Annotated in this window: 23 protein-coding genes; 9 read left to right on the top strand and 14 right to left on the bottom strand. The window is 60.4% G+C overall.

Annotation, left to right across the window (positions count from 1 at the left end; genetic code table 11):
- From ACA068_RS04845 to mreB, 4 genes are all read right to left on the bottom strand, one after another.
- Window positions 1-597, bottom strand: coding sequence for a Maf family protein (locus ACA068_RS04845; protein WP_497308037.1), 597 nt, complete (start codon window positions 595-597; stop codon window positions 1-3).
- A gap of 44 nt (window positions 598-641) precedes the next feature.
- Window positions 642-1,133 (bottom strand): rod shape-determining protein MreD, encoded by a 492-nt coding sequence (mreD, locus tag ACA068_RS04840; protein ID WP_461957232.1) that lies wholly within the window; start codon window positions 1,131-1,133, stop codon window positions 642-644.
- Window positions 1,133-2,266 (bottom strand): rod shape-determining protein MreC, encoded by a 1,134-nt coding sequence (mreC, locus tag ACA068_RS04835; protein WP_497310538.1) that lies wholly within the window; start codon window positions 2,264-2,266, stop codon window positions 1,133-1,135. The genes mreD and mreC overlap by 1 nt, the downstream gene beginning before the upstream one ends.
- Before the next feature lie 140 nt (window positions 2,267-2,406).
- On the bottom strand, window positions 2,407-3,444 hold the full coding sequence (gene mreB, locus ACA068_RS04830; protein ID WP_002555108.1) for a rod shape-determining protein MreB: 1,038 nt from the start codon (window positions 3,442-3,444) through the stop codon (window positions 2,407-2,409).
- Between the two features lie 210 nt (window positions 3,445-3,654).
- Between mreB and gatC the strand changes: the two genes are divergently transcribed.
- The 6 genes from gatC to ACA068_RS04800 all read left to right on the top strand — a co-directional run bounded on the left by gatC (window position 3,655) and on the right by ACA068_RS04800 (window position 8,917).
- A complete protein-coding gene (gatC, locus tag ACA068_RS04825; RefSeq protein ID WP_007901429.1) occupies window positions 3,655-3,942 on the top strand; it encodes an Asp-tRNA(Asn)/Glu-tRNA(Gln) amidotransferase subunit GatC in 288 nt (95 codons plus the stop codon).
- Between the two features lie 16 nt (window positions 3,943-3,958).
- Entirely contained in the window at window positions 3,959-5,410 is a 1,452-nt protein-coding gene (gene gatA / locus ACA068_RS04820) for an Asp-tRNA(Asn)/Glu-tRNA(Gln) amidotransferase subunit GatA (protein ID WP_497308034.1), read from the top strand.
- 10 nt (window positions 5,411-5,420) lie between these two features.
- Entirely contained in the window at window positions 5,421-6,866 is a 1,446-nt protein-coding gene (gene gatB, locus ACA068_RS04815; RefSeq protein ID WP_497308032.1) for an Asp-tRNA(Asn)/Glu-tRNA(Gln) amidotransferase subunit GatB, read from the top strand.
- A gap of 190 nt (window positions 6,867-7,056) precedes the next feature.
- Window positions 7,057-7,431 carry a septal ring lytic transglycosylase RlpA family protein gene (locus tag ACA068_RS04810; RefSeq protein ID WP_497308030.1) on the top strand — a complete coding sequence of 125 codons (375 nt, stop codon included), beginning with the start codon at window positions 7,057-7,059 and terminating at the stop codon, window positions 7,429-7,431.
- 50 nt (window positions 7,432-7,481) lie between these two features.
- Complete coding sequence (locus ACA068_RS04805; protein ID WP_497310537.1) at window positions 7,482-8,540, top strand: calcium/sodium antiporter; 1,059 nt, start codon at window positions 7,482-7,484, stop codon at window positions 8,538-8,540.
- Window positions 8,537-8,917: a carboxymuconolactone decarboxylase family protein gene (locus ACA068_RS04800; protein WP_497308028.1), complete on the top strand. Its 381-nt coding sequence runs from the start codon at window positions 8,537-8,539 to the stop codon at window positions 8,915-8,917. The genes ACA068_RS04805 and ACA068_RS04800 overlap by 4 nt, the downstream gene beginning before the upstream one ends.
- A gap of 128 nt (window positions 8,918-9,045) precedes the next feature.
- Here the strand turns inward: ACA068_RS04800 and ACA068_RS04795 are convergent, their stop codons facing one another.
- The 5 genes from ACA068_RS04795 to kdgD all read right to left on the bottom strand — a co-directional run bounded on the left by ACA068_RS04795 (window position 9,046) and on the right by kdgD (window position 15,617).
- Window positions 9,046-9,987, bottom strand: coding sequence for an AEC family transporter (locus ACA068_RS04795; RefSeq protein WP_497308026.1), 942 nt, complete (start codon window positions 9,985-9,987; stop codon window positions 9,046-9,048).
- Window positions 9,988-10,173: 186 nt separating this feature from the next.
- Entirely contained in the window at window positions 10,174-11,727 is a 1,554-nt protein-coding gene (gene garD, locus ACA068_RS04790) for a galactarate dehydratase (RefSeq protein ID WP_497308024.1), read from the bottom strand.
- An 11-nt stretch (window positions 11,728-11,738) separates the two neighbouring features.
- A complete protein-coding gene (locus ACA068_RS04785; RefSeq protein ID WP_497310536.1) occupies window positions 11,739-13,202 on the bottom strand; it encodes an MFS transporter in 1,464 nt (487 codons plus the stop codon).
- Window positions 13,202-14,647 (bottom strand): aldehyde dehydrogenase family protein, encoded by a 1,446-nt coding sequence (locus ACA068_RS04780; RefSeq protein WP_497308022.1) that lies wholly within the window; start codon window positions 14,645-14,647, stop codon window positions 13,202-13,204. Before ACA068_RS04780 ends, ACA068_RS04785 begins: the two co-directional genes overlap by 1 nt.
- A 58-nt stretch (window positions 14,648-14,705) precedes the next feature.
- Entirely contained in the window at window positions 14,706-15,617 is a 912-nt protein-coding gene (gene kdgD / locus ACA068_RS04775; RefSeq protein ID WP_219095707.1) for a 5-dehydro-4-deoxyglucarate dehydratase, read from the bottom strand.
- 235 nt (window positions 15,618-15,852) lie between these two features.
- Between kdgD and ACA068_RS04770 the strand changes: the two genes are divergently transcribed.
- Together ACA068_RS04770 and ACA068_RS04765 are read left to right on the top strand one after the other, a co-directional pair.
- A complete protein-coding gene (locus ACA068_RS04770) occupies window positions 15,853-17,142 on the top strand; it encodes a phospholipase (protein WP_497308020.1) in 1,290 nt (429 codons plus the stop codon).
- Window positions 17,143-17,156: 14 nt separating this feature from the next.
- Entirely contained in the window at window positions 17,157-17,348 is a 192-nt protein-coding gene (locus tag ACA068_RS04765) for a hypothetical protein (RefSeq protein ID WP_497308018.1), read from the top strand.
- Window positions 17,349-17,505: 157 nt separating this feature from the next.
- Here ACA068_RS04765 and ACA068_RS04760 read toward each other — a convergent pair whose 3' ends face one another.
- The 4 genes from ACA068_RS04760 to ACA068_RS04745 form a co-directional block, all read right to left on the bottom strand.
- Entirely contained in the window at window positions 17,506-18,255 is a 750-nt protein-coding gene (locus tag ACA068_RS04760) for a FadR/GntR family transcriptional regulator (protein ID WP_497308016.1), read from the bottom strand.
- Window positions 18,256-18,405: 150 nt separating this feature from the next.
- Entirely contained in the window at window positions 18,406-20,133 is a 1,728-nt protein-coding gene (locus tag ACA068_RS04755; protein ID WP_403101126.1) for an ABC transporter ATP-binding protein/permease, read from the bottom strand.
- Between the two features lie 96 nt (window positions 20,134-20,229).
- Entirely contained in the window at window positions 20,230-20,796 is a 567-nt protein-coding gene (locus tag ACA068_RS04750) for a response regulator transcription factor (RefSeq protein ID WP_497308013.1), read from the bottom strand.
- Window positions 20,789-22,051: an ATP-binding protein gene (locus ACA068_RS04745; protein ID WP_497308011.1), complete on the bottom strand. Its 1,263-nt coding sequence runs from the start codon at window positions 22,049-22,051 to the stop codon at window positions 20,789-20,791. The genes ACA068_RS04750 and ACA068_RS04745 overlap by 8 nt, the downstream gene beginning before the upstream one ends.
- A gap of 376 nt (window positions 22,052-22,427) precedes the next feature.
- On the opposite strand from ACA068_RS04745, the gene ACA068_RS04740 reads away from it, so the two are divergent.
- Window positions 22,428-23,144, top strand: a complete 717-nt coding sequence (locus tag ACA068_RS04740) for an SIMPL domain-containing protein (protein ID WP_497308009.1) — start codon at window positions 22,428-22,430, stop codon at window positions 23,142-23,144.
- A gap of 220 nt (window positions 23,145-23,364) precedes the next feature.
- On the opposite strand, the gene ACA068_RS04735 is transcribed toward ACA068_RS04740, so the two are convergent.
- Window positions 23,365-23,733 (bottom strand): DUF6124 family protein, encoded by a 369-nt coding sequence (locus tag ACA068_RS04735; RefSeq protein WP_497308007.1) that lies wholly within the window; start codon window positions 23,731-23,733, stop codon window positions 23,365-23,367.
- Between the last annotated feature and the right edge of the window lie 292 nt (window positions 23,734-24,025).

Raw genomic sequence — 24,025 nt, 5'->3', positions numbered from 1 at the left:
TCAGCGCGCGTTAAGGGTTTGCCAACAGGGTATGCCGAAATGGCCGAGCAGCTCAGCGGTTTCGCACAGCGGCAGTCCAACCACCGCCGAGTAACTGCCATTGAGCCCGGCGACAAACACCGCGCCCAGGCCTTGAATGCCATAGCCACCGGCCTTGTCCCGGGGTTCACCACTGGCCCAGTAGGCCGCCGCTTCATCGCGAGCGATGCTGCGAAAACGCACCAGACTGCGCACTACCCGCGACTCACAACGCTCACCGTCAAGCACCGCGATGGCGGTCAATACTTCGTGTTCCTGACCGGCCAACATCATAAGCATGGCGCACGCCTCGGCTTCGTCCACCGGTTTGCCGAGAATTTTCCCGTTGAGCACCACGGCGGTGTCGGCACCCAGCACGCAAAAATCGGCGGCGGACACGACCGCGCCGCGCCCGGCCTCGGCTTTGCCGCGCGCCAGGCGCTCGACATAGGCCGACGGGGATTCTTGAGCTAAAGGGGTTTCATCGATGTCCGCGCTGATGGCGGAGAACGGCACGCCGATCTGCGTGAGCAGTTCACGCCGACGCGGCGAGCCTGAGGCCAGATAAAGCTTTCTCATCAAGACATCTCCCTGTCGAGGTTATGGGCAAATGCCTGACCGAATTAATTGATCTTGTAGCGTCGACGCAACCCGCGCAAACCGTAGCTGACCCATGGCCAGAGCAATGCACTGACCAAGGCCGGCAGTACCAGCGCCAGGGTCGGCTGACGGTTGCCGGTCAGGGCGCTCAGCCATAGTTGAACCAGCTGCGCGAGGCCGAAAATCACCAGGATCACCAGGCTCTGTTGCCACATCGGGAACATGCGCAGGCGCTGTTGCAGCGACAGGACCAGGAAAGTGATGAGGGTCAGGATCAACGCGTTCTGGCCCAGCAAGGTGCCGTAGAGCACGTCTTCGGCCAGGCCCAGGCACCACGCGGTGACCATGCCGACTTTCTGCGGCAAGTACAACGCCCAGAAAGCCAGCAGCAAGGCCAGCCAGAGCGGGCGGAGGATTTCCATGAATTGCGGCAGTGGTGAAACGCTGAGCAGCAGGCCAATGGCAAACGTCAGCCAGATCATCCAGTCATTTCGGGATGCGGTAGCACCGACCATTATTCTCGTCCCCCAGTGGAAGCCGGCGCGGAGACAGGCGGTTTGGCGGCAGGTTTCACCGCAGCCGGTTGAGTGGCGGGCGGTTTGGTTGCGGCAGGTTGCGATGCGGGTGGCTTGGCGGCCGCCGGTTTGGCCGGGGTTGCCGCCGGTGCGGGTACTGCCGGCGTTGCGGCAGGCGCAGCGGCTGCGACGGGCACCACCACGGTCGCCGGCACGGGTTTAGGCACGGTCGCCGGAATGATCGGCCCACCACCGTGCTGGTCCAGCGCTTCTTGCGCCTGGGCAGCATCGTTGGCGCGCTCTTCGGCGGTGCGACCGTCGGTGAACACCAGCAGCAGGTAACGGCTGCGGTTCAACGCGGCGGTCGGCACGGCACGCACGATGGCAAACGGCTGGCCGGAATCGTGGATCACTTCCTTGACGGTCGCGACCGGGTAACCGGCCGGGAATCGCTGACCGAGGCCGGAACTGACCAGCAGATCGCCTTCCTTGATATCAGCCGTGTCCGCTACGTGACGAAGTTCCAGGCGTTCCGGGTTACCGGTGCCGCTGGCAATCGCCCGCAGACCGTTGCGATTCACCTGCACCGGAATGCTGTGGGTGGTGTCGGTCAGCAGCAGTACACGGGAGGTGTAAGGCATTAACTCGACCACCTGGCCCATCAGGCCGCGGGCATCGAGTACCGGCTGACCGAGGACCACACCGTCGCGCTCACCTTTATTGATGATGATGCGATGGGTGAAGGGGTTGGGGTCCATGCCGATCAACTCGGCCACTTCGACCTTTTCGTTGACCAACGCAGAGGAATTGAGCAACTCGCGCAGCCGAACGTTCTGCTCGGTGAGGGCGGCCAGCTTTTGCATGCGGCCCTGCAACAGCAGGTTTTCGGTCTTGAGTTTTTCGTTTTCGGCGACGAGTTCGGTACGGCTGCCGAATTGGCTGGCCACACCCTGCCATAGCCGCTGCGGCAGGTCGGTGATCCAGTAAGACTGCATCAGCACCAGCGACATCTGGCTACGCACTGGCTTGAGCAGTGTGAAGCGGGCATCGACCACCATCAGCGCGACCGATAGCACGACCAGCACCAACAAGCGCACGCCCAGTGAAGGCCCTTTGGTGAAAAGCGGTTTAATAAGCCGCTCCTCCCAGGCAAATGTTTTGTTTATTCATACGGCAGACCGGCCTGGATGCAGACTGACAGAAGATAAACGCCAACAGGCAGCACTGCAAAGTGCCGCCTGCGCGCTCAACAGCATAGATGCATCGGGCGAGATCACTCGCTCGACAGCAGGTCCATGGTGTGTTTATCCATCATTTCCAATGCACGGCCACCGCCGCGAGCAACGCAGGTCAGCGGGTCTTCGGCAACGATCACCGGCAGACCTGTTTCCTGGGCCAGCAACTTGTCGAGGTCACGCAGCAAGGCGCCACCACCGGTCAGCACCAGTCCACGCTCGGCGATATCGGAAGCCAGTTCCGGAGGCGATTGCTCCAGAGCACTTTTCACAGCCTGAACGATGGTGGCCAGGGACTCTTGCAGAGCTTCCAGCACTTCATTTGAGTTCAAGGTGAAGGCACGCGGAACGCCTTCGGCCAGGTTACGGCCACGAACGTCTACTTCACGCACTTCGCCGCCTGGGTAGGCCGTACCGATTTCCTGCTTGATGCGCTCGGCAGTCGATTCGCCGATCAGGCTGCCGTAGTTGCGACGCACGTAGGTGATGATCGCTTCGTCGAAGCGATCGCCGCCAACCCGAACGGATTCGGCGTAAACCACACCGTTCAGGGAGATCAGCGCGATTTCAGTGGTACCACCACCGATATCGACCACCATCGAACCGCGCGCTTCTTCAACCGGCAGGCCGGCACCGATCGCAGCAGCCATTGGCTCTTCGATCAGGAACACTTCACGAGCACCGGCGCCAAGGGCCGATTCACGGATGGCACGACGCTCAACCTGGGTGGATTTGCACGGAACGCAAATCAGCACCCGCGGGCTTGGCTGCAGGAAACTGTTTTCGTGAACCTTGTTGATAAAATATTGCAGCATCTTTTCGCAGACGCTGAAGTCGGCAATGACGCCGTCCTTCATCGGACGAATGGCAGCAATGTTGCCCGGCGTACGGCCGAGCATGCGCTTCGCCTCGGTGCCGACAGCAACGACACTTTTCTGGTTACCGTGTGTCCGAATAGCCACAACCGATGGCTCATTCAGGACGATACCGCGCTCGCGCACGTAAATAAGGGTGTTGGCAGTGCCCAGGTCAATGGAAAGATCGCTGGAAAACATGCCACGCAGTTTCTTGAACATGGGAAAGGGACCCTAGGCAACGCGTGGGTAAAAAAGTGCGGCAAACTCTAACAACGACAGGGATTTTGGGCAAGGCGCCAATATGTTAAATTGGCCGCTTTTCTGTGCACCAACCCCCACAATCGCGGCCTTACGACCGTAGAAATGCGGTAGTGTTCCGACAATCTAACACACGGACGCCGTCCGTTCTGTTTTCCACTGGAGATTCCCATGGCGCTTGAACGCTCCGACGTGGAAAAAATCGCTCATCTGGCCTGCCTTGGCCTCAATGATGCCGATCTTCCACACATTACTTCAGCCCTGAACAGCATTCTCGGGCTGGTCGACGAAATGCAGGCGGTCAATACCGACGGTATCGAGCCGCTCGCCCACCCACTGGAAGCCAGCCAGCGCCTGCGTGCAGACGTCGTGACCGAGACCAATCATCGCGAGGCCTATCAGTCCATCGCACCAGCGGTCGAAAACGGCCTGTACCTGGTTCCGAAAGTCATCGACTAAAGGGAAAGAGCCTGCAATGCATCAATTGACTCTGGCCGAGATCGCCCGCGGACTCGCCGATAAAAAGTTTTCTTCCGAAGAGCTGACCAAGACCCTGCTGGCGCGTATCGCCCAGCTCGATCCTCAGCTCAACAGCTTCATCAGCCTCACCGAAGACCTGGCGCTCCAGCAGGCGAAAGCCGCTGACGCACGCCGCGCCAACGGTGAGAGCGGCGCCCTGCTCGGCGCGCCGATCGCCCACAAAGACCTGTTCTGCACCCAGGGTATCCGCACCAGCTGCGGCTCGAAGATGCTCGACAACTTCAAGGCACCGTACGACGCCACGGTCGTTGCCAAGCTGGCCGCTGCCGGCGCAGTGACCCTGGGCAAGACCAACATGGACGAATTCGCCATGGGGTCGGCCAACGAGTCGAGCTACTACGGCCCGGTGAAAAACCCGTGGAACCTCGAATACGTTCCGGGCGGTTCGTCCGGCGGTTCCGCTGCGGCGGTCGCGGCGCGCCTGTTACCGGCGGCTACCGGCACCGACACCGGCGGCTCGATCCGTCAGCCCGCGGCACTGACCAACCTCACTGGCCTGAAACCGACGTACGGTCGTGTTTCGCGCTGGGGCATGATCGCTTACGCCTCCAGCCTCGATCAGGGCGGCCCGTTGGCCCGCACTGCCGAAGACTGCGCAATCCTGCTGCAAGGCATGGCCGGTTTCGATCCGCAGGATTCCACCAGCATCGACGAGCCCGTGCCTGATTACAGCGCCAGCCTCAACGGTTCGCTGCAGGGCCTGCGCATCGGTGTGCCGAAGGAATATTTCAGCACCGGCCTCGACCCACGCATCGCCGAGTTGATCCACAACAGCGTCAAGGAGCTGGAAAAGCTCGGCGCCGTGATCAAGGAAATCAGCCTGCCGAACATGCAGCACGCGATTCCTGCGTACTACGTGATCGCTCCGGCAGAAGCCTCGTCCAACCTGTCGCGTTTCGACGGCGTGCGCTTCGGCCACCGCTGCGAAAACCCGGTCAACCTGATCGACCTGTACAAGCGCTCCCGTGGCGAAGGCTTCGGCCCGGAAGTGCAGCGCCGGATCATGGTCGGCGCCTACGCGCTGTCCGCCGGTTACTACGACGCCTATTACCTGAAGGCGCAGAAGATTCGTCGCTTGATCAAGAACGACTTCATGGCGGCCTTTAATGAAGTCGACATCATCCTCGGCCCAACCACGCCGAACCCGGCCTGGAAGCTCGGCGCCAAGAACAGCGACCCGGTGGCTGCATACCTGGAAGACGTCTACACCATCACCGCCAACCTCGCGGGCCTGCCGGGCTTGTCCATGCCTGCCGGTTTCGTCGAGGGTCTGCCGGTCGGCGTGCAACTGCTCGCCCCGTATTTCCAGGAAGGTCGCCTGTTGAACGTTGCCCACCAGTATCAGTTGAACACTGACTGGCACACCCGCACCCCAACCGGCTTCTGAGGAGAAACACATGCAATGGGAAGTCGTGATCGGGCTGGAGATTCATACCCAGCTCACCACCCGGTCGAAAATCTTTTCCGGTAGCTCCACCACATTCGGTTCCGAGCCGAACACCCAGGCCAGCCTGGTTGACCTCGGCATGCCTGGCGTACTGCCGGTGCTGAACCAGGAAGCCGTGCGCATGGCCGTGATGTTCGGCCTGGCCATCGATGCCGAGATCGGCCAGCACAACGTGTTCGCCCGTAAAAACTATTTCTACCCGGACCTGCCCAAGGGCTACCAGATCAGCCAAATGGAATTGCCGATCGTCGGCAAAGGCCACCTGGACATCGCCATGGAAGACGGCACGATCAAACGTGTCGGCGTCACCCGTGCGCACCTGGAAGAAGACGCCGGCAAAAGCCTGCACGAAGAGTTCAACGGTGCCACCGGCATCGACCTGAACCGTGCCGGCACGCCGCTGCTGGAAATCGTCTCCGAGCCTGACATGCGCAGCGCCAAGGAAGCCGTGGCCTACGTCAAGACTGTCCACGCGCTGGTGCGTTACTTGGGCATCTGCGACGGCAACATGGCCGAAGGCTCGCTGCGTTGCGACTGCAACGTGTCGATCCGTCCGAAGGGTCAGGTTGAATTCGGCACTCGTTGCGAGATCAAGAACGTCAACTCGTTCCGCTTCATCGAGAAGGCGATCAACAGCGAAGTGCAGCGTCAGATCGAGCTGATCGAAGACGGCGGCAAAGTGATCCAGCAGACCCGCCTGTACGATCCGAACAAGGACGAAACCCGTCCGATGCGCAGTAAAGAGGAAGCCAACGACTACCGTTACTTCCCCGATCCGGACCTGCTGCCGGTGGTCATCGAGAACTCGTTCCTCGACGACGTGCGTGCCACGCTGCCGGAATTGCCACCGCAGAAACGCGAGCGTTTCCAGGCGCAGTTCGGCCTGTCGGTGTATGACGCCAGCGTCCTGGCCACCAGCCGCGAGCAAGCCGATTACTTCGAGCAAGTCGTGAGCATCAGCGGCGACGCCAAGCTGGCGGCCAACTGGGTCATGGTCGAACTGGGCAGCCTGCTGAACAAGCAAGGCGTGGAAATCGACCAGTCACCGGTCTCGGCCGAGCAACTGGGCGGCATGCTGCTGCGCATCAAGGACAACACCATCTCCGGCAAAATCGCCAAGGTGGTGTTTGAAGCGATGGCGAACGGCGAAGGCAGCGCGGACGAGATCATCGACAAGCGTGGCCTGAAACAAGTGACCGACAGCGGCGCGATCTCGGCGGTGCTGGACGAAATGCTCGCGGCCAACGCCGAGCAGGTCGAGCAATACCGCGCGGCAGACGAAGCCAAACGCGGCAAGATGTTCGGCTTCTTCGTCGGTCAGGCCATGAAAGCCTCCAAAGGCAAGGCCAACCCGCAACAGGTCAACGAACTGCTGAAAAGCAAGCTCGAAGGCTGACCGGAATGGAGCCAGCTCTAACTACTGGCTCCATTCCCTGTGGCGAGGGAGCTTGCTCCCGCTGGTCTGAGAAGCAGACCCAAATCGGTAACCGCATTCTTTCAGTAAGAATGCATCAAACGATTTGCGACCGCTTCGCGGCCGAGCGGGAGCAAGCTCCCTCGCCACATTTATTTTGGGAAGCTTTCAAATGAAGCGTCTACTGGGTGCTTGCGCCCTGCTCTCTCTGCTGGCCGGTTGCGCCAGCAACGATGCCATCGATCCACACGGCTACGACAAGACCGGCGTAGCTTCGTATTACGGCGCCAAACACCACGGTAAACGCACCGCCAGCGGCGAGCGTTTCAACATGAGTTCCCTGACTGCCGCCCATCGCCAGTTGCCATTCGGCACGCGGGTGATGGTCACCAATCTGAATAACGACAAGTCCTGCGTGGTCCGGATCAACGACCGCGGGCCGCACACCCGTGGCCGCCTGATAGATCTTTCACACGAGGCCGCCGAACAACTGGGTATGCTCCGTAGCGGCACTGCACGGGTTCGCGTGCAAGCCATCGACGATTAACTGACGGAGCCCCGACCATTTTCGGACTTGCCGATTTACCCCTGATCAGCCTGATCGAGTTGCTCGGTGGCCTGCTGTTGCTGATCGCCGGCGCCGAGCTGATGGTCCGTGGCGCCGTGCGCCTGGCGGCGCGCTTGCAGGTGCGGCCGCTGATCATCGGCCTGACCATCGTCGCCCTGGGCAGCAGCGCGCCGCAAATGGCCGTCAGCCTGCAAGCCACCCTGGCGCAAAACGCCGACATCGCCGTCGGCAGCGTGATCGGCAGCAGCATCTTCAACATCCTCGTCACCCTCGGGCTTTCGGCGCTGATCATTCCGCTGCGGGTTTCGCGGCAACTGGTACGCCTGGATATTCCGCTGATGATCGGCGCCAGCCTGCTGGTGTTTTTACTGGCGTGGAATGAAGAGCTGAACCGCGTGGACGGCATGATTCTGCTGGCCGCCCTGGCGCTGTATCTGGGTTTGCTGCTGCGTCAGTCGCAGCACTCGGCCCGTCCGCCCTCCCATGACGGAACACCCCGGGCACCGTGGTTCAGCAGCGTGCTGATGATCGTCGCCGGACTGGCGATGCTGGTCTACGCCGGCCATTTGTTACTGGGTGCCGCCGTGGCGGTCGCGACTGATCTGGGGTTGTCGGAGCGGGTCATCGGCCTGACCATCGTCGCCATCAGCACGTCCCTGCCGGAACTGGCCACCTCATTGATCGCCGCCTTGCGCGGTCAACGGGACATTGCCGTGGGCAACGTGATCGGCAGCAACCTGTTCAACCTCCTGGGTGTGCTCGGTCTGACTGCGCTCGTCGCCCCCTCGCCGCTGTCGGTCTCGCCCAACGCCCTGGATTTCGACCTGCCAGTGATGCTCGGTGTCGCGGTGTTGTGTCTGCCGCTGTTCTACACCGGTTACCGGGTGACCCGCGCCGAAGGCCTGCTGTTTCTGGGCTTGTACCTGGCTTACGGTCTGCACGTGGTGTCGTTCACCACCGGCATGCCCCTGGCCGGCAAGCTTGAACACCTGATGCTGTTTTACGTCCTGCCGGCGCTGGTGGCGTTTCTGCTGTTCACGTCGCTACGCGCCTGGCGTCGCCAACACCACAAGAGGGAAATGCCATGACCGACCATAAAAAGCCTGGCGTTGAAGTCCGCCGCCAAGTGATGGGCGATACGTTCGTCGACCGCGCATTGGGCAATGCCACCGAGTTCACCCAGCCGCTGCAGGACTTCGTCAATGAACACGCCTGGGGCGCCGTGTGGAACCGCGAAGGTCTGCCGCTGAAAACCCGCAGTCTGATCACCCTCGCCGCCCTGACCGCATTGAAGTGCCCGCAGGAATTGAAGGGGCACGTGCGCGGTGCGTTGAACAACGGCTGCACCGTGGAAGAGATCCGCGAGGCGCTGCTGCATTGCGCGGTGTACGCCGGTGTGCCGGCGGCGATTGATGCGTTTCGGGCGGCGCAAGAAGTGATCGACAGCTATCAGAAGCCTGAGTGACTCTTCAAAAGTTGTGGTGACAGGACTGGCGCCTTCGCGGGCAAGCCTCGCTCCAACAGGTTCGGTGAACTCCGTAGGAGCGAGGCTTGCCCGCGAAGAGGCCCTGGACACCAGCGAAAATCCCGAAGCTAGATCCACCCGCCCCACTGCAACAAGAAGATCCCGACATTGGTGGTCACCGCCGCCATCAACGTGGTGATCACGATGATCGCTGCCGCCAGTTCATGATTGCCATTGGCCTGACGGGCCATGACAAAGCTGGCCGCGGCGGTCGGGCTGCCGAAGTACAGGAACAAAATCCCCAACTCCGCACCACGAAAGCCCCAGAGCCATGCACCCAGTGTCGCCAGAACCGGCAGGCCGATCATCTTCACCAGGCTTGAGCTGAGCGCCATGTTGCCGCTTTTGCGCAATGCCGCCAGCGACAGCGTGCCGCCAATGCAGATCAACGCCAACGGCAAGGTGGTTTGCGCCAGGTATTGGCCGGACGTCTCCAGCCATCCCGGCAAGCTGATCTTGAAGTAGGCAAACGGTGCCGCCGCAAACACGCTGATGATCAGTGGATTGACCATCACGCTTTTGCAGATGCTCCAGGGGTCGGACTTGATCACGGGGCTGTACACCGCCAGCACAATGGTCGAGAGCGTGTTGTACAGCAGGATCACCAACGCCGCGAGAATTGCCCCGAGGGAAATCCCGTAGTCGCCGTACATGCTCGCCGCCAGCGCCAGCCCGATGACCCCGTTGTTACCGCGAAAGGCGCCTTGGGTGTAAATCCCCCGGTCTTCCCGTGGGCACTTCCAGATCGCCCAGCCCCAGGCGATGGCGAAACACGCCAGCGTGGCGAGCGAGAAATAGATCAGAAGCGCCGGTTGCAGTGCAGCGCGCAGGTCGGCATGCAGGATGCCCAGAAACAGCAACGCCGGCATGGTGACGTTGAACACCAGGGCCGACGCCGTGTGGATGAAGTTGTCGTTGATCCAGTCGATGCGCTTGAGCAGCACCCCCAGAAACAGCATGGCAAACACCGGCGCGGTGATGTTCAGGGTTTCGAGGAAAATTGCCAGCATGCCGGGGATAACCTTGGGTGAGCGTCGTTAGGGGGCTAATGATAAGCCACCAGGTCCCCCGGCGTCTGGACGAGCAGGCGATGACTCACCTGTGGCGAGGGAGCTTGCTCCCGCTGGACTGCGTAGCAGTCCCCTTTTTTGGGGCCGCTTCGCGACTCAGCGGGAGCAAGCTCCCTCGCCACAGTCTTAAGTAATCGGCGCCGGGTTGAACAGGGTGATGTCGTTATGCAGCTTATGCTGCTCGGCCCAAGTCTGCTTCGTGCCGCTGGCCACGTCCAAGTAGTAGTGAAACAACTCCCAGCCGAGGTCTTCGATCGAAGCGCGTCCGGTCGCAATCCGCCCGGCATCGATGTCGATCAAGTCTGGCCAACGCTGCGCCAGCTCGGTCCGGGTCGACACCTTCACCACCGGCGCCATCGCCAAACCATATGGTGTGCCACGCCCGGTAGTGAACACATGCAGGTTCATCCCCGCCGCCAACTGCAACGTCCCGCAGACAAAATCACTGGCCGGGGTCGCGCAGAAAATCAGCCCTTTGCGCTTGAAACGCTCGCCAGGGCCCAGCACGCCGTTGATCGCGCTGCTGCCGGATTTGACGATCGAGCCCAAGGACTTCTCGACAATGTTCGACAACCCGCCCTTCTTGTTGCCCGGCGTGGTGTTGGCGCTGCGATCCGCTTCACCCTTGGCCAGGTAACGGTCGTACCAGTCCATTTCCCGCACCAGTTCCTGAGCAACTTCCTCAGTCTCCGCGCGGGAAGTCAGCAGGTAAATCGCGTCGCGCACTTCGGTGACTTCGGAAAACATCACCGTCGCGCCAGCCCGCAGCAACAGGTCCGAGGCATAACCCAGCGCGGGGTTGGCGGTGATGCCGGAAAACGCATCGCTGCCGCCGCACTGCATGCCCAGAATCAGCTCGGACGCCGGCACGGTTTCCCGGCGACGCTGATCAAGCTTCTTCAAACGGGTCTCGGCCAGCGCCATGATCTGTTCGATCATCTCGGTGAAACCGTGACTCGAATCCTGCAAGCGGTACAGCCACGGATCGCTCAAATCCACCGAACTGTCGTTCTCGTGCATCACCTGCCCGGCCTGCAATTTCTCGCAGCCCAGGCTGATGACCAAGGCTTCGCCACCCAGGTTCGGGTTACGCGCCAGGTTACGCACGGTGCGGATCGGGATGTAGGCGTCGGTGGCGGTTATCGCCACGCCACAGCCGTAGCTATGGGTCAGCGCCACCACGTCATCGACGTGCGGATACTTGGGCAGCAATTCATTCTTGATGCGCTTGACCGCATGGTCCAGCACGCCGGTAACGCACTGAACGGTCGTGGTAATCCCGAGAATGTTGCGCGTGCCGACGGTGCCGTCGGCGTTGCGATAACCCTCGAACGTGAAGCCTTCCAGCGGTGCCTGCGCGGCCGGCACTTCGGTGGACAGCGGCAAGCTGTCCAGCGGTGGTGCGGTGGGCATGCGCAGTTGATCTTCCTTGACCCAGCTGCCGCGTGAAATCGGCTGCAACGCGTAGCCAATGGTCTGCCCGTAACGAATCACCTGGCCGCCCTCGGGAATATCCTCGAGGGTGACTTTATGGCTCTGCGGCACGAAGTCCACCGTCACCAGGCCATCGGGAAACTCGGTGCCGGCCGGTACGCCCTGGTCGTTGACCACGATCACGACGTTGTCCCGCTCGTGCAGGCGGATGTAGCGCGGCGAGTCGGAATGTTCAATCAACTGCATGACGCCGCTCCTCAGGAATGCGCTTGAGACAATTTGTTATTGGTTTCAGGACCGCTGACGGGCGGCTCTTTGAGCACCACACGCTTGATCGGACCGACGATCACCAGGTAGCTGAACACCGCGACCAGTGCGTTGCAACCGACAAACACCAGCGCCCATTTGAACGAACCGGTGGAGCTGATGATGTAGCCGATCACGATCGGGGTGGTGATCGAAGCGATGTTGCCGAAGGTGTTGAACAGGCCGCCGCTGAGACCGGCGATCTGTTTTGGCGAGGTGTCGGACACCACGGCCCAACCCAACGCACCCACGCCTTTACCGAAGAATGCCAACGCCATGAAGCCGACGACCATCCACTCAACATCGACATAGTTGCAGGCCACGATGCTGCTGGAGACCAGCAAACCGGCAATGATCGGCGCCTTGCGGGCGAAGGTCAGGGAGTGGCCCTTGCGCAGCAGGTAGTCAGAAATCACCCCGCCGAGCACACCCCCGATAAACCCGCAGATGGCCGGCAACGAGGCAATGAAGCCGGCCTTGAGGATGGTCATGCCGCGTTCCTGCACCAGGTACACCGGGAACCAGGTCAGGAAGAAGTAGGTGATGCCGTTGATGCAGTACTGGCCCAGATACACACCGAGCATCATGCGGTTGGTCAGCAACTGGCGGATGTAGTCCCACTTCGGACCGTCGGCTTTGGTGCCTTTGCCTTTGTCCTGGTCCATGTCGACCATGCCGCCGTTGTCGGCAATGTGCTTGAACTCGGCGTCATTGATCATCGGGTGCTGGCGCGGGCTGTAAATCACCTTCAGCCAGATCCCCGAGAAGATGATACCGATCACGCCCATGACGATGAACACGTGCTGCCAGCCGAAGCTGTAGACGATCCAGCCCATCAGTGGTGCAAACAACACGGTGGCAAAGTACTGCGCCGAGTTGAAGATCGCCGAGGCAGTGCCGCGTTCAGCCGTCGGGAACCAGGCCGCGACAATGCGTGCATTGCCAGGGAAGGATGGCGCTTCGGCCAGGCCCACCAGGAAGCGCAGCATGAAGAGCGCAACCACCGCCGTGGACATGCCGAACTCACCGACATAACCCTGCAGCACGGTGAACAGCGACCAGGTGAAGATGCTTAATGCGTAGATTTTTTTCGAGCCAAAACGGTCCAGCAGCCAGCCACCGGGAATTTGCCCGGCCACGTAAGCCCAACCGAATGCAGAGAAGATGTAACCGAGGGTGACCGCGTCGATGCCGAGGTCTTTTTGCAGGCTGGAGCCCGCGATGGCGATAGTGGCCCGGTCGGCGTAGTTGATCGTGGTCACCAGGAAAAGCATGAGCAAAATCAAATAGCGGACGTGAGTCGGCTTGGTCGCTTGCATGTAGATGTACTCCCACTGATTATTTTTATGCGCGGGTGAATCTTTGGTTTTTCTGTGGAAGCTGGCCTGTCGGGTCCCACAGGTATTGCGGTGTATCAGGAGCCGATGTAGCTGGTCTTCACGACCGTGTAGAACTCTTGCGCGTAGCGACCTTGCTCGCGGGAACCATAGGATGAACCTTTACGCCCACCGAATGGAACGTGGTAATCCACGCCCGCCGTCGGCAGGTTGACCATCACCATCCCGGCCTGGGAGTGGCGCTTGAAGTGGTTGGCGTACTTCAGCGACGTGGTGGCAATGCCTGCCGACAGACCGAATTCGGTGTCGTTGGCCATGGCCAGCGCGGCGTTGTAATCCGCTACGCGAAGCACGTTGGCGACCGGTCCGAAGATTTCCTCACGGCTGATGCGCATCGCGGCTTCGCTGTCGGCAAACAGCGTTGGCGCGAGGTAGTAGCCTTCGGTATCGCAGGTCACCAGACCGCCGCCGCTGACCAGACGCGCACCTTCGGACTGGCCGATGTCGATGTACTTCAAGTCCTGTTCAAGCTGCGCTTGCGAGACGACCGGGCCAATGTCGGTGCCGGTTTTCAACGCGTGACCAACCTTGATCGACTTCATGCGCTCGGCCACGGCTTCGACGAACTTGTCGTGAATCCCGGCGGTGACGATGAAGCGGCTCGACGCCGTGCAACGCTGACCGGTGGAGTAGAACGCGCTCTGCACCGACAGCTCGACCGCTTGTTTCAGGTCGGCATCGTCGAGAATGATCTGCGGGTTCTTGCCACCCATTTCCAGCTGAACTTTGGCCTGACGCGACACGCAGCTGACGGCGATCTGACGACCGACACCGACCGAACCAGTGAAGCTGATGCCGTCGACTTTCGGGCTCTGTACCAGCGCATCGCCAACCACGCGACCGCTGCCCATCACCAGGTTGAAGACGCCGGCCGGGAAGCCTGCGCGGGCGATGATTTCCGCCAGCGCCCAGGCGCAGCCCGGCACCAGATCGGCCGGTTTCAGCACGACGCAGTTGCCGTAGGCCAAGGCTGGGGCGATTTTCCACGCAGGGATCGCGATCGGGAAGTTCCACGGGGTGATCAGGCCAACGACGCCCAATGCTTCGCGAGTGACTTCGACGTTCACACCCGGGCGCACCGACGGCAAGTAGTCGCCGGACAGGCGCAGGCACTCACCGGCGAAAAACTTGAAGATATTGCCGGCGCGGGTCACTTCGCCGATGGCTTCGGGCAGGGTCTTGCCCTCTTCCCGGGCCAGCAAGGTGCCGAGCTCTTCGCGGCGGGCGAGGATTTCGGTACCGACTTTATCCAGCGAATCGTGACGAGCCTGAATACCCGACGTGGACCAGGCCGGGAACGCGGCGCGCGCGGCGTCGATGGCGGCGTGGACCTGAGCGAGGTCAGCCTTGGCGTAGTCGCCGATGGTGTCGGTCAGTTCGGACGGGTTGATGTTGGCGCAGTAATCGCTGCCCGCGACCCATTCACCGTTGATGTAGTTATCGAAACGCTTTGTATCAGCCACAACAATCTCCTCACGCAAAAGGCCGCTGATTGCTCAGCGGCCTTATTAATCGGGTGTGTTACTGCGCACCTTGCTTGTCGATCAGCGCGGCCAGAGCTTCGTACTCTTCTGGCAGCAGATCGGTCAGCGGTGCACGCACAGGACCTGCGTCATAGCCGGCAATTTTTGCCCCGGCCTTGACGATGCTCACCGCGTAACCGGCTTTGCGGTTACGGATGTCCAAGTACGGCAGGAAGAAGTCGTCGATGATCTTGCCAACGGTGGCGTGATCTTCGCGGGCAATGGCGTGATAGAAATCCATCGCGGTTTTCGGGATGAAGTTGAACACCGCCGAGGAGTAAACCGGTACGCCCAAAGCCTTGTAAGCAGCGGCGTACACTTCAGCGGTCGGCAAACCGCCAAGGTAGCTGAAGCGATCACCGAGGCGGCGACGGATCGACACCATCAACTCGATATCGCCCAGGCCATCCTTGTAGCCGATCAGATTCGGGCAACGCTCGGCCAGGCGCTCAAGCAATGGCGCGGTCAGGCGGCAGACGTTGCGGTTGTAGACCACCACGCCGATGTTCACCGATTTGCACACGGCTTCAACGTGGGCGGCAACGCCGTCCTGGCTGGCTTCGGTCAGGTAGTGCGGCAGCAACAACAAACCTTTCGCGCCCAGACGCTCGGCTTCCTGTGCGTATTCGATGGCTTGACGAGTGGAACCGCCCACACCGGCCAGAATCGGCACGCTGGTTTCGCAGGTGTCGACGGCTGTCTTGATGATTTCCGAATATTCGCTGGCCGCCAAAGAGAAGAACTCACCGGTGCCGCCTGCGGCAAACAACGCCGTGGCGCCGTATGGGGCCAGCCATTCGAGACGCTTGATGTAGCCCGCGCGATGGAAGTCGCCCTGAGCATTGAAATCGGTGACCGGGAAAGACAGCAGGCCAGAAGAGAGGATGGACTTCAGTTCTTGTGGATTCATTATTCGAACACCCTGGGTAGCGACGTATGTGTGAGAACAGCGTTCAGCCTGCGGCCGAGTTGTATGTCATCGTACAACTTAAATAATAACCGTCAACTGCATTTCATCGGTGTGGCTGGAATTTGTGTCGGAAAGGTATTTTCTTGACGTAGGAAGTTTCTCACCTAAGCTCTGATTGGCTGTATATACATACAGCTATCTTGAATCATACCGACGACATATCAAGGAGCCAGAAATGTCAGGTCTACAGACTCAACCGCAGGAAAAACCCAAGCAGGTCATCGCTAATCTTGATGAGCTTTTTACCGTGAAAGGCATTGTCATCAACGACAGCGATTCTCTGATGTTGCATCTCGCTGAACACCACGACGCCCCTCAACCCTCCGGCAAAGCCTTGAAAGGCAAGCCACAACTAAGGTTCGAGGGCGGCGAGCACACCGCCATCGGAGATGGCACGTTGCTGCGTTTCATCAAGGACGCGCCCGCTGTACCCGCCTCGCAGGTAGCGCTGCATCTACCAAACGGACTGGCGCTGACTTACGGTCAGGTCGTCGCCCTGGGCGGTGACTTTTATGGCATTCCCGATCAACCGGTCAGCGAAAGTGCCAACGCTGCCGATCGCATCCAGCGGTTTACCAATGCCTTCAACTCGCTGGCGGTGCTGCCGGCATCCAATGCCGAAGCCAAGCTGATCCTCGGCGTCATGCAGAAGGAAATCGCCGCCGTTAAACAGGCGATCAAGGACGGTAAACAGCCGCATGAAGCGTATGACGCCCTGGGAGATACGTTGTCCGAAGAGTGGAACAAAATCACCGGCGGCGGCAGTTTCGTCTCGGCGCTGTTTCCGTTGGGACGCTATTTGAAACTGGCCGCCAATAATGCCGATCACTTCGCCGAGTGGGCGCTGCTCGCCTATATCGCCGGGCACACGGCAGCCCTGCAACAAGCGGTGAAGGCACACAGCCGCAACGATGAAAAGCAGCTGGAACTGGCCTACGCCATGAACGCGTTTGCCGATCACTACCTGACCGACCTGTTTTCTGCCGGCCATTTGCGAGTACCGCGTAAACAGTTGGCCGCGGTGGTGACACCGAGTGATCTGGGCTCGCTGATTACCCGCTTCATGCACGACGAAGACAGCAAGTTCGGCCTCAATGTGCGCAACGGCAACGGCGATCACTGGCGTGGGTATGGCGACAAACGCTACTTCGACGCCATCGACAGCGCCAATCGCGTCCAGGTGAATCAGGCGGTGCAGGTGTCGGCGGACGAAGTGTTTGCGGCGTATCTCAGCGGCACCGCCACGGCACCCGGCAACTTCGGCGCCTTGAAAAAAACCCCGGACCTGCAAGCCGTGCTGAACCTGGCGAACAACTTTTCACCGCTGTTCCGGGTTGAAGGCAGCAAGGTGCTGCGGCGCAAGGACGTCAACAACCTGAACGATACCGCCACCGTCGATGACTGGTGGGGCTGGAGCACTTATTTGCTGCTCAAGGACTACAAACCCACTGGCAATCTGGCCTGATAAGGAGATCGATGATGACTATCAAATTGAAACTGGAACTGGCTTCGGGGCAATCGCTGGAGGGAGCGCCGCTTGAGTTGTTGTCCAAGGGCATGCCGATTGCTCGAGGGGTTGTGGATAAACAGGGCCGTGTGACGTTCGAGGTTAAATCTGCGAAGGCTGGGTTGGCGGTGCGGGTGGATCGTTCGATTCTGACGACCGGCTGAGGGCTCTGCGCCAGGGCTTCCGGCCTCTTCGCGAGCAAGCCCGCTCCCACATTGGATCTTCGGTGAACACATTTTTTGTGACCCGCCGAGGTCAAGTATGGGAGCGGGCTTGCTCGCGAAAGCGATTTGTCTGGCAACAAATCCTTCAGCCTGAAACCTACCCCCGCTGCGCCTCAGCCTCTTCATGCGCATGGCGCAGCCGCTCGCGACTGTTCGTCAAATGCAAGCGCATCGCGGCCCTTGCCGCATCTGAATCCTGGCGCGCAATCGCGTCGTAAATCTCTTCGTGTTCGCGGCTCAGGCGACTCATGTAGTGCTGCTGATCATCATGGGCGAGACGCGCGGAGTTGAGGCGGGTGCGTGGAATGATGCTGGTGCCCAGGTGGGTCATGATGTCGGTGAAGTAGCGGTTACCGGTCGCGAGGGCGATTTGCAGGTGGAACTGGAAGTCGGAGGCCACGGCATCACGGGCGTGTGCGGCACTTTCATTCAGGGCGTCCAGCGCGGCACGCATCAAGGCCAGCTGTTCCGGGCTGCGGCGTTGCGCGGCGAGGCCGGCGGATTCCACTTCGAGGCTGATACGCAGTTCCAGGATCGCCAGCACATCCCGCAGGGTGACCACGGTCGCCGGGTCGATACGGAAACCGCTCGGGCTCGGGGTGTCGAGCACAAAGGTGCCGATGCCGTGGCGGGTTTCCACCTGGCCAGCCGCCTGCAAACGGGAAATCGCCTCGCGCACCACGGTGCGGCTGACGCCATGGGCATCCATGATTGCCGACTCGGTGGGCAATTTGTCGCCGCGCTTGAGGCGACCGTCGCGGATCTGCTCGGACAGCACCGTCACCAATTCCTGTGCGAGGCTGCGGCGCTTGCGAGGGAGGCGTGGTGCGTCGATCGGGTTTTCCATGGTGAACGTCTGTCTCGAAAATTGCGGCTGAAACCGCATCATAGCTCAAGCGGGTTGTACGATCACCATCACCACTTTTGTAGGAGCGACCTGTGGCGAGGGGATTTATCCCCTCGCCACAAAAGCTCGCTCCCACACGGATTGCGGTGTTCAGGCGATCACGGTCTGGTCCACCAGATGACCATTTTCAATGCGCACATGCCGTGGGTGGAAACGCTTCAGGCTGCTGCGATGCCCGACGCTGACAATGCTCAGCCCCGGAATCTCATCGATCAACGCCTGATACAGCGACGCTTCATCCTCTTCATCCATTGCCGACGTCGCTTCATCCATGTACAGCCATTGCGGTGCGTAAAGCAGCGCACGGGCGAAGGCCAGTCGTTGCTGTTCACCCGGCGACAGCATGCGCTGCCAGTGGTTGGCTTCGTCCAGGCGCGCAACGAGGTGCGGCAAGCGGCAAGTCTCCAGCACATGCACATACCGCTCGTGCGGATAGGTCTCGCCGGCCTGTGGATAACTCAACGCCTCGCGCAACGTGCCAATCGGCAGATACGGTTTCTGCGGCAGGAACAGGTAGCGCGCCGCTGGCAGACGAATGCTGCCGTGGCCAGCCGGCCACAGGTGCCCCATCGCCCGCAGCAAGGTCGACTTGCCGCTGCCGGAGCGACCGCTCAGCATGACGCGTTCGCCCTCCTCCACGGTCATGTCGGCGTTGGTCAGCAAGTGACGACCGTCGGCCAGGTCGAGGCCCAGGTTGTGCACCTTCAATGCCGTCCCCGAATTCTGCACATCGATCGCCGGCGCACGCTCTTCGTTATCGGTCATGGCCTGGCGGAAACTCAGCAGACGATCGCAAGTGGCTCGCCACGACGCGAGGTTCTGGTACGCACTGATAAACCAGCTGAAACTCTCCTGCACATTGCCGAACGCCGAACTGATTTGCATCAGCTCGCCGAGTTCGATCTTGCCGGACAAGTAACGCGGCGAAGCCACGATGAACGGAAAGATGATGGCTGCCTGTTGGTAACCTGCGGTAAAGAACGTCAGACGCTTGGACACCTTCATGATGTCCCAGAAATTGTGCCAGACCATCCCGAAGCGGTTGCTCAAGCGACGGTTTTCATTGGGCTCGCCGTTGTACAGCGCAATGCTCTCGGCATTTTCGCGAATCCGCACCATGGAGAAACGCAGGTCGGCTTCGAAGCGTTGTTGTTGGTTGTTGAGGCCGATCAAGCGGCGACCGATCAAATGGGTCAGCCAGCTGCCGACCACGGCATACACCAGCACACACCAGAACATGTAGCCGGGAATGGTAAAACCAAACACTTCGATACTGCCCGACACGCCCCACAGAATGATCGAGAACGACACCAGGCTGACAATATTGCGAAGCAAACCGATGCCCAACTCCAGGGTATTGGAGGTGAAATTGTTGAGGTCTTCGGAAATCCGCTGGTCCGGGTTATCGGTGTAACCGCCCTGCTCCAGCTGGTAGTAATTCTTGTTGCCGAGCCAGCGGGCGAAATGCTTTTCCGTGAGCCAGGCACGCCAGCGAATGGTCAGCATCTGGGTCAGGTAGAGCCGGTACACGGCACCGACAATCGCCACAGCCGCAATCCCGCAGAAATACAGAATCAGCCGCCAGAACGCCGCTTCGTCTTTTTGCTGCAGCGCGTTGTAAAAATCCTTGTACCAGGTGTTGAACCACACCGAGATCCCCACGCTTATCAACGATAACGCAATCACCGCGATCAGCAGCGTCCAGGCCTTGACCTTCTCCTCGCTGCGCCAGTAAGGCGTGATCATCGCCCAGACTTTTCGAAAAAACTGCCCGCGCACAGCATCGTTGACCGCGGAGTACTCAGCGTTCTGATTCATGGAAAAGGCTCGATAAAGAAAAGAACACACACGAACCGATCATAGATGATCGGTTCGGGTTATCGCGAGGGCTGCCGATAATCGTTGAGCGTCCGTTCAACGGCGGACAGGACGCTTCTGCAGTTTGCGCTGCAGCGTGCGGCGATGCATGCCCAAGGCGCGGGCAGTGGCGGAGATGTTGCCTTCGTGCTCGGTCAGTACGCGCTGGATGTGTTCCCACTGCAGGCGGTCCACCGACATCGGGTTTTCCGGCACCAGGGTGTCGAGGTCGGCGTGCTCGGAGAGCAGCGCGGCCAGCACGTCGTCGGCGTCTGCCGGTTTGCACAGATAGTTGCAGGCGCCGCGCTTGATTGCCTCGACGGCGGTGGCGATGCTCGAGTAACCGGTGAGGATCACCACGCGCATTTCCGGGTCGAGTTCGAGCAGTTTGGGCAGCAACACCAGGCCCGAGTCGCCGTCCATTTTCAGGTCCAGCGCGGCGTAATCCGGGATGTCGGCCTGGGCGATGACCAGGCCCTCTTCGGCGGAACCGGCGGTGCTGACGCGAAAACCACGGCGGGCCATGGCGCGGGCCATCACCCGGGTAAAAGTTGCGTCGTCGTCTACCAACAGCAAATGCGGCAGTTCTTCGCCTTCGCCTTCGACTTGGATCTCGTCACTCATGTTCGTCTCCTCGGGCGACACGGGGCAGGCGCAGCTCGGTGAGCGTGCCGCCTTCCTCATGACTGTAGAGTTTCACTGAGCCGCCGGCGCGTGTCACGCTGGCCTTGCTCAAAAACAGGCCCAGGCCGAAACCTTTGCCCTTGGTGGTAAAAAACGGCTTGCCGATCTGTTCGGCAATGGCCAACGGCACGCCGGCACCGTGGTCGCGAATGCTGATGGTCAGGTCTTCGGCATTCCAGTCCAGCGTCACCTGCAGCCCTTCGGGGCACGCGTCGGCGGCGTTGTTCAGCAAATTCAGCAGGGCTTGCGTCAGGTCCGGTGGCGGTGCCATGCGCGGCACCGTGCCTTGGCCCAGGCGCTGGAAGCGGTAACTGGCTTCCGGACGCATCAAGTGCCAGCGGTTCAGCGCTTCGTCAAGCCAGTCGGTGACGTCCTGCATCTCCACCGCGAGGCGGCGATTGGCCTCGGCGGCGCGCACCAGCTGCTGCAAGGTTTCTTTGCAGAGTTTGACTTGATCCTGCAGCACGCTCAGGTCGTCCTGCAACAGCGGGTCGGGATGGTCCTGACGCATTTCCTTGAGCAGCACGCTCATGGTCGCCAGCGGCGTGCCCAGTTCATGGGCGGCGCCGGCAGCCTGGGTCGCAACGGCCAGCAACTGCTGGTCGCGCAGGCCTTCTTCTCGACGGATGGCGCGCAGTTCTTCCTGACGTCGCAACTCTTCGGCCATGCGGGCGGCGAAGAAGGTGATGACGGCTGCGGCGAGGGCGAAACTCAGCCACATGCCGTAGACCTGCAGGTTTTCCCGGGCAATCGGGAAAGTTTGCAGCGGATAAAAGCGCGCGAGCAGCAAGGTGTACATCGTCAACGCGATACCGGACAGAATCACCGAATAGCGCCACGGCAATGTCACGGCAGCGATGGTCAGCGGCACCAGATAATAAGAGACGAACGGGTTAGTCGAGCCGCCGGAGAAATACAGCAAGGCACTGTGGATAAACAGATCGCAGGCCAGTTGCAGGGCATATTCCAGCTCGGTGACCGGCCACGAGGTGCGCAGGCGAACCGCGGTGAACGCGCACAGCAGCGTCGAGCAGCCGAGGGTCATCGCCAGTTGCACCCACGGCAACGGCAGCAGATCGAACCAGTAGGCCAGGCCCACGGAACCGGCTTGAGCGGCGAGCACCAAAGTGCGGATGAACGTCAGCCGCCAGAGGTTCTGGCGAGTGGCAGAAGTGATTTGAACGGGGGCGAGCATGAGCTCTCCTGATGAGCGCTCCAGGCGGATCGCACGGAGTATAACCAAGCACGGGGGCTGACAGGCAAAAGTGCGGCAAACAGCCACAGTCTACCGACCTGATCCTTCCTCTGTGGCGAGGAAGCTTGCTCCCGCTCGGCTGCGCAGCAGACGCAACTCGGCTGACGCGTTTTGCCTGATGAATCGCGGTGGCAGGTTTTGGGACTGCTTCGCAGTCCAGCGGGAGCAAGCTCCCTCGCCACAGGATTCACCGACATCTGCATATCTGTATATCTGTATAGAAGTTGTAACTGTGCGAACCGGATCATTAAAGCTAGAGTCTGATGGTTTCACGCAGGCTCGGACCTAACCCCTGCGCACCGTCCAAGGAGTTTTCATGCACAGTTTCCGCCGCAGCGCCGCCCTTCTTGCCCTCAGCGTTGGCACCGTCGCCAGCCTCCCGGCCCTGGCCGCCGACGAGCTTCATTACAACCAGATCGCCCTGCGCGCCGAAGTCAGCCAGGAAGTGGCCCGCGACCTGATGATCGTGACCCTCTATACCGAAGAACAAAACACCGACCCGGCCAAACTCGCCGCCGACGTCAGCACCACCATGAACAAAGCGCTGGCCCAGGCCAAACAGGTCAAGGAAGTCACCCTGCGCCAAGGCAGCCGCAACAGCTACCCGATCTACGACACCAAGGGCCAGAAAATCACCGGCTGGCGTGAACGCGCCGAACTGCGCCTGGAAAGCTCCGACTTCGCCGCGCTCTCGAAGCTGACCGGCGAACTGCTGACCGACCTGAAAATGGGTGGCATGGACTTCGCCATCGCCACGCCAACCCGCAAGGCCAGCGAGGATGCGCTGCTGAAAGAAGCCGTCACCGCGTTCAAGGCTCGCGCCCAACTGGCAACCGACGCATTGGGTGGCAGGGGTTACAAAATCGTCAGCCTGAACCTGAACAGCAACGGTTATCCACAACCGTACATGCGTGGGCCGATGATGATGAAAGCGGCGGGCATGGACGGTGCGCCGGTGACGCCTGAGGTGGAGGCCGGCACGAGCCAGGTGAGCATGACGGCGGATGGCGCGATTGAAGTATTGATGCCTTGATTCGGTAACCCGTACACAGAAACGGCGGTCACCTGAAGTGATCGCCGTTTTTTGTTGCCTGGCGGAAAGCCGGCAGGTTTGTCTGATGATTTTGTGGTGATTGATCCACCGTAATCGCGAGCAGGCTCACTCCTACATGGGATCAGAGTCGTACACAAAATCCATGTACACACTCGCCCCCTGTGGGAGCGAGCCTGCTCGCGATAAACGATAACGCGGTCTACGCCGGATCGACGTTATCCAGTGCCCGATTCACCGCCAACTCCGCCAGCATGATGATCTGCTGGATCGCCAACACCGTATTGCGCTGCGGGCCGATCAGGTTAGCCGCGAAATCACTGGTCATGACACTCGCCGAAGCCAACGACTCGCAGGCTTGGGCCAGGAGACTTTCAGTGTCCATGTCCGGGGCAATCATGAACATAGTGCTGGGGCGGCGGGGTTTTGGGGCGTACTGGTCGGGGGGATCGAGGTAGTAGTCGAGAGCGCGTTTTATGGCTTCGCTGTCTTTGAGTAGTTCTTCATCGCGCAAGGCGTCGGCGTTTGGGTTAGTTTTATTGAAATTCGAATCGGAATTATCGTTGTCCATTTGCAGCTCCTAATCTTAATTGGAGCCATCACTTGCCGTTATGGTCGTGAGGGCCTTCGCCCTACTGATTCAGGTTTCCACTCCTGGCCGCTGATTTAGCAGCGACAGGAACGAGATTAGAGACACTGCTTCCTACCCGGCAACCTGAAAAATGCGTGGGAAAACGCTGTGTTTTTTACACATCTTTCAACACACAAAAATGGAACGCGGAGCGTCCCTGGCAGCATTCCCACGCGGAGCATGGGAACGATCAATCGGGAGCAACAGAAAGAGATTGGTCGGCTGTCAGGAC

It is taken from the genome of Pseudomonas sp. LBUM1660 (assembly GCF_059695935.1).
Note: the sequence above shows the minus strand (reverse complement) of the source record. Positions and strands in the feature narration are given on the sequence as shown.